This window comes from Actinospica durhamensis (genome assembly GCF_018139695.1).
Lineage (GTDB): Bacteria > Actinomycetota > Actinomycetes > Streptomycetales > Catenulisporaceae > Actinospica > Actinospica durhamensis.
Map to the genome: position 1 here is coordinate 1 of NZ_JAGSOG010000394.1, position 6031 is coordinate 6031.

At 72.9% G+C, this 6031-nt stretch carries 7 protein-coding genes; 3 read left to right on the forward strand and 4 right to left on the reverse strand.

The features are described 5' to 3' along the window. A partial coding sequence (locus KDL01_RS38375; RefSeq protein ID WP_246577581.1) for a DUF8832 domain-containing protein occupies positions 1-348 on the forward strand: 348 nt, incomplete at its 5' end. Between the two features lie 124 nt (positions 349-472). Here the strand turns inward: KDL01_RS38375 and KDL01_RS38380 are convergent. Further along, positions 473-1858 (reverse strand): cellulose-binding domain-containing protein, encoded by a 1386-nt coding sequence (locus tag KDL01_RS38380; protein WP_212533637.1) that lies wholly within the window; start codon positions 1856-1858, stop codon positions 473-475. 242 nt (positions 1859-2100) lie between these two features. Between KDL01_RS38380 and KDL01_RS38385 the strand changes: the two genes are divergently transcribed. Together KDL01_RS38385 and KDL01_RS38390 are read left to right on the forward strand one after the other, a co-directional pair. Next, on the forward strand, positions 2101-2679 hold the full coding sequence (locus tag KDL01_RS38385; RefSeq protein WP_212533638.1) for a winged helix-turn-helix domain-containing protein: 579 nt from the start codon (positions 2101-2103) through the stop codon (positions 2677-2679). A 5-nt stretch (positions 2680-2684) separates the two neighbouring features. Further along, complete coding sequence (locus tag KDL01_RS38390; protein WP_212533639.1) at positions 2685-3989, forward strand: MFS transporter; 1305 nt, start codon at positions 2685-2687, stop codon at positions 3987-3989. Between the two features lie 6 nt (positions 3990-3995). Here the strand turns inward: KDL01_RS38390 and KDL01_RS38395 are convergent, their stop codons facing one another. The 3 genes from KDL01_RS38395 to KDL01_RS38405 all read right to left on the reverse strand — a co-directional run. Then, a complete protein-coding gene (locus tag KDL01_RS38395; protein WP_212533640.1) occupies positions 3996-4826 on the reverse strand; it encodes a GOLPH3/VPS74 family protein in 831 nt (276 codons plus the stop codon). Between the two features lie 41 nt (positions 4827-4867). Next, positions 4868-5851: a glycosyltransferase family 4 protein gene (locus KDL01_RS38400; protein ID WP_212533641.1), complete on the reverse strand. Its 984-nt coding sequence runs from the start codon at positions 5849-5851 to the stop codon at positions 4868-4870. Then, positions 5851-6031, reverse strand: a 181-nt coding sequence (locus tag KDL01_RS38405) for a hypothetical protein (RefSeq protein ID WP_212533642.1), incomplete at its 5' end; no start/stop codon positions are given. The genes KDL01_RS38400 and KDL01_RS38405, both read right to left, overlap by 1 nt.

Sequence of the window (6031 nt, forward strand, 5' to 3'; positions counted from 1 at the left end):
TCCCCCACCCCCGCCCCGGCCGCGAGCACGAGCGTGGACGGGTACGCGGTCACACTCTCCGGCAGCCCCAAGGCAGGTGTGTCCGGACCACTGAAGATCGTGGTGTCCAAGGGCGGCAGCGTGGTCGAGTCCTTCCAGCGCTTCCTCGACTCCTACGTGCACCTGACCGCCTTCCACGCCGGGGACCTGGCGTTCGCGCAGATCCTCTCGCTCGGCGGCGTGGACGCCTCGACCGGCCAGACCACCGCGGAGGCGCTGTTCCCGGAAGCGGGCACCTGGCAGGTGTTCGCGCAGTTCGACCTGGACGGCTCGGTGCACACGGCCGTGCTCACGCTCAACGTGTCCTGATTCCGGTTCCGGCTTCGGTTCCGGTTCCGGTTCCGGTTCCGGCTTCGGTTCCGGTTCCGGTTCGTCGCCCGCGGGATGCGGGTCCGGTGCCACCGCACCCGCATCCCGTGGGCGACGCGCTGCTTCAGCAGCCGATCCGGCCGGTGCTGAGCGCGATGTCGTCGAACCAGAGGGTGTCGTTGCCGCCCCCGCCGTAGCTCTCCCAGCCGAACTTCAGGTCGGTCAGGCTCGGCCGCCAGGTCGCCCCGGCGCCCGCGAGCCACTGATCGCTCACGTTGGCCACCGCCGTCCCGTTCTCGCTCAGGCCCGCGATCTGGCTGCCGTTGAGCCAGGTGGTGATGGCCCCGGTCGAGCCGTTGACCTGGAACTCGACGCAGTTCCAGGTGTTCACCGGCAACGCGGCGCTCTGCGCGACCCCGGCCGGGCTCTGGTCCGGCAGCGTCTGGTCGTCGGCCTGCCGGTTCCACATCAGCGCGCCGTCCTGGCCGCCGAAGCGCAGATCGGTGTTGCCCTCGGAGGTGTCGTTCATCGCCACGAAGGTGACGTGGCCGGTGGGCAGCGGCGTGGTGTGCATGACGTAGAAGCGCACGTCCCACACCGGGCCGGCCAGGGCCATGTCCGCGGTGTCGCGGATGAACACGTGGTTGCAGTACCCGTCGACGCCCACCACCTTGGCCGACCTGATGCCGGTGTACGCGGTGGTCGAGTCGATCGCGGCGGTGCCGGTACCTGAGCAGTCGAGGCTGTACACGCTCCAGCGGCCGGAGGGCACCGAACTCGTCTGGTTCTCGAAGCCGTCGCAGAACACCGCGCCGGTCACGGTGCAGCCGGAGGATGCGGTGCCGGTCGCGGTGGACGAGGGCGAGGCGGAGGCCGACGCGGATACGGACGCGGAGGCCGAAACTGACGGGCTCGGACTCGGACTCTTACTCGCGGAGGCGGAGGCGGACGCGGAGGCCGAAGCCGAGGCGGAAGCAGATGCAGATGCAGACGCCGATCCCCCGCCCCCGCAGGCCACACCGTTGAGCGCGAAGTTCGTGGGCGCGGCGTTGCTGCCCGACCAGGTGCCCTGGAAGCCGAACTGGATGGAGCCGCCGGCCGCGACGGCGCCGTTGTAGGACTCGTTGACCGCGGTGACGGCGGCGCCGGACTGGGCCACCTGGGCGTTCCACGCCGAGGTCACCTGCTGGCCGCCGGCGAAGCTCCAGGTGACGCTCCACGCGGTCAGCGCCGAGCCGCCATTGGTCACGGTCACGTTCGCGGTGAACCCGCCGGTCCACTGGTCGACCACGTAGCCGACCGAGCACGCGGACGAGGCCGCGGCGGCGCCGCTCTCACCCAGGGCCAGCGCGGGCAGAGTCGTCGCGGCCACGGTGGCCGCCGCCACGGCGGCCGCGCACAGCCCGCGGCGCCGACGCGCCGGGGCGGTCGGGCCGGACGGACCGCCGCCGCGGCGCACGCCGACGGATCCGTGGGACGGGCGCCGGAATCGATGTCGGATATTCGGCATAAGCGCTCCTCGTTCACGTCTGGACGCCATTGCGTCAGACGCAGGCTGCGCCGAGCCCGCCGCCCCGACAAGAGTCAGGGTACGTATTCAGCGGTCGCACCGCGCTGAACTGCGGCCGCGCGCGCGATCGCGTGTAGGTTCCATGGCCGCCCGCTCAGAGCCGCTCTTCGAGGGCTGATGCGGGGATCACAAGACGGTCAAGAACCCTTGACCATCGGTCAAGGATCGTTGACCATTGACCCGTGCCCCACGATGAGAAACCCGAACTCCTCAACCTCGAGACCGACGAGCAGTTGCGCGCGATCGCCAGCCACGCCCGGCACCGGGTGCTGGCGGTGCTGCGCGACGGCCCGGCGACGATCACCCAGATCGCCGCGCAGCTGGGGATCGCCAAGGGCAGTTCCAGCTATCACGTGCGGGTGCTGGAGAAGGCCGGGATGGTGCACGTCGTCGAGACGCGCAAGGTCCGCGGCGTCGTCGAGCGCTACTACGCGATCCCGGCGCAGGGGTTGCAACTGCCGCGCACCGGCCCCGGCCAACCCGAGATCATCCTGCGCCACGCGCTCGCCGACATCGAGGCGGCGCCGGAGGGCGGGCAGAAGCTGATCGGGCTCAAGCACGTGCGATTGAGCGCAGAGGTCTGGGAGCAGTACGCGGACCGGCTGCGCGCGCTGCTCGAGGACATGACCGCCGCGAGCGATCCGACGCAGCCCGCCGCATCGCTCTCGATCGCGTTCTTCCGCCCCAAGGACCACAAGCCCGCCGACGCGTCGAGCGGCGAGCACCCCACTGATGAAGACGAAGAGGCAGACAAGCTTTGAGCCGTATGTCGAAGCAGGCCACGAACAACCCGACCACCCTCCCGCCCGCGAAGCCCGAGCTCCCCAGGTCCTTCCGCCGTATCTGGGCCGCATCGGCGGTCTCCTCCCTCGGCGACGGCGTCTACGCGACGGCCTTCCCCCTGCTGGCGTTCAACCTGACGCAGAGCCCGGTCATGCTCGGCGTCGTCCGGGCGAGCACGCTGCTGCCCTGGCTGCTGTTCGGCCTGATCGGCGGCGCGCTGGTGGACCGCTGGAACCGGCGCTCCACGATGTGGATCGCCGACCTGTGCCGCGCGGTGCTGCTCGCCGCGGCGGTCCTCGGCGCGGCGCTGGGCTTCCTGGGCGTCCCGCTGCTGCTCGGCCTGGGCTTCCTGCTGGGCATCGGGAGCCTGCTTTTCGACACGGCCTCCATGGCCTACCTCCCCGACCTGCTCGGCCGCGACCAGGACGTGCTCGTGGCGGCGAACTCCCGTCTGCAGGGCACCGAGCTGGCCGCCGCCGACTTCGCCGGCCCGCCGGTCGGCAGCGCGCTGTTCGTGCTCGGCCGGACGGTCCCGATGCTCGGCGACGCCGTGTCCTTCCTCTTCAGCTCCCTGATGATCAGGTCCCTGCCGAAGGCCGCCCCGAAGCCCGCGCCGCCGAAGGGCTCGCTGCTCGCGGAGGCGAAGCAGGGCGCGTCCTACCTCGTGCAGAACCGCGTGCTGCTCGGCCTTGCGCTACGCCCCGCGGTCGGCAACCTCGCCTTCTCCGGCATGGCGGCGGTGCTCGTCGTCTTCGCCCACGCTGTCCTGCACGCGGGCACCGCGGGCTACGGCCTGCTGCTGACCATCGAGTCGGTCGGCGGTCTGCTCGGCTCGACCCTCGGCCCGCGTCTGGGCCGGGCCCTCGGCACCGGCACGGCGCTGACGACGACCGCACTGCTCGAGGCGCTCGGCATCCTCGGTGAGGGCCTGTCCTCGACCGTGGTCGAGGCCGGGCTGTTCTCCGCGCTCTGCGGCGCGGGCATCGGCGCGACGATCGTGCTCGGGCCCTCGGTGCGGCAGGCGATCGTGCCCGGCGAGCTGATGGGACGCGTCGGCGCGGCCAGCCGCCTGATCGCCGTCTGCGCCGCCCCGACCGGCGCGATCCTCGGCGGGTGGCTGGCCGAGGGCGCCGGACCGCGCGCCCCGTTCCTCGTCGGCGCCGGAATCCTGGCCAGCATGACGATCGTGGTCGGGACGATGACCAGCAACCGCAAGATCGACGCCGCGCTGGCCGAGGCCGAGCGCGAACGGGAAGCGGAGCGGGTTCCTGTGCCCGCCCTGTCCTGACAGCCGCTAGTGGTGCCCGCCCCCGCCGCCGGAGTCGAATCCGCCGTGAGACCCGCCGCCGTGCGCGCCGCCGCCGTGCTGCGAGCCGCCCGTCCCGTGGTGGTGCGTGTCGTGCTGTGGCGTGTTGTTGTGCTGGTGCACGATGGATCCGGCCGCGCCGGAGTGGCTCGCGGCGTTGGAGACCGAGGCGGGTGCGGCGGCGTCGAGCGAGGCCATCACCACGGCCGTGACCAGCCAGTTCGCCGGGTCGGTGGGGGTGGAGGGGGCGATCGTGTCGAGCGGGCGCTTGCGGGCGATCTGGCGCAGCCGGGCCCGGGCGGCGGCGCCCGGGCCGGCGGGGTAGAGGGCGACGTCGAGTCCGGCGACGTGCACGAGTCCGGCGAACGCGGTCTGTTCCGGCGTCAGTTCCCCGGTGGACGCGGCGATCCGGTCGAGACGGGCACGGACCTCGTTGACCCGGCCGAGGTCGAGCACGTGCCAACGGCTGACCCGGAACAGTCCCAGTGCCCTGTGCCGCTCCACCCGCACCGCCTCCTGCGCGGCGAGGTGGGCCAGATAGCGTTCGCGCAATCCGGGCCTGGCCCGGGCGATCCAGGCCTCGGCCGGTTCCCCGCCGCCGCGGCGGCCGAGGTCGAGCAGGGCTTCGTCGAGCAGCGGGTGGCCGGTGCTGGTGACGTCGAGCAGGAAGACGCGTCCGGCCACGATCTCCACCCGGCCCAGCGCCGCGAGCCGGAGCAGTTCGGATCCCGCCACGGCGAAACGCAGTTTCTGCTGCGCGTGCATGGTTCCGTTGGGCCGCAGGGCGAGCAGAACCAGGTCCTCCCCCAGGGTTTCCATACTGTGACTGTAGCCGCACGGCCTGTGATCAAACGCCCGAGTCAGCAATACCACCCTCGCGCCAGGGCAAGCGCTTCGGTGGCGTCGGGCCAGGTCGCCGCCCGGGCCCGGCCGGCCGCGGCCAACCGCTCGCGCTCCCGCGGGTCGGCCGCGAGCGCCCGCACGGCCTCGGCGAGGGCGCGCGCGTCGTTCCACGGCACCAGCACGGCCGCGTCGCCGACGAGTTCGGGCAGCCCGCCGACCGCCGTGGCCACGACCGGAACGCCCGCGCGCAGCGCCTCCTGCACCACCAGGGCCCGCGCCTCCCAGCGGGATGCGAGCACGAACACGTCCGCCGCCGCGAGCAGATCGGCGACGTCGGTGCGCTGTCCGAGCAGCGTGACGGGCAGCCGGCGCGCCGCGATGCGGGCCGCGAGTGCGTCGTGCTCCGGCCCGTCGCCCGCGATCACGAGGTGTACCGGCGGTTTCTCCAGCAGCTCCACCGCGTCGAGTAGCACTGACATGCTCTTCTGCGCGGCGAGCCGGCCGACGCTCAACAGCAGCAGTTCGTCCTCGTCGAGACCGAACTCGGCCCGCAGCTCAGGCTTCGAGCGACTCGGCGGCGGCAGCTGCGGCGCAGGTACCGGCACGAACGCGCTCTCCCTCGCGCCCAGGGCCCGCGCCCGCTCGACCAGGTCCGCCGACGCGCCGAGCACGACGTCCGCCGGGCGCACCGCGAGCGTCTCGACCAGGCGCGCGCCGACCGCGTTGTGCAGCGTCACCACCCGCCGCGGCGCCCTGCTTCGGCGCACCCCGGCCAGGGCCAGGTTCACCGCGACAGCCGCCTTGAACCCGTGCGCGTGCACGACGTCGGGCCGCTCGGTCAGCAGCCTCCTGCGAAGCCCTCGGATGCGGGCCGGGTGCCGGCGCAGGTCGACCGGCACGATCCGCACGTCGTCGCCCTCGCCGACGCAGTACGCCGCCAGCGCGCGCACGTACACCCCGATGCCGCCCGTGCTCGGCCCGAGCACCTGCACGACGCGCATCAGCCGCCCCGCCGGGCGCGGCCGCGGAAGCGGGCCAGCATCGGCGTGAGCTGCGCGCCGTCGAGCGGCAGCACCACCAGCACGTACAGGCCCAGCGCGACGACCGTGCACAGCGGCCCGACCAGCAGGGCCAGGCGCGCGGCGGTCCAGCCGAAGGCGACCCCGATCGCCCAGCCGGCC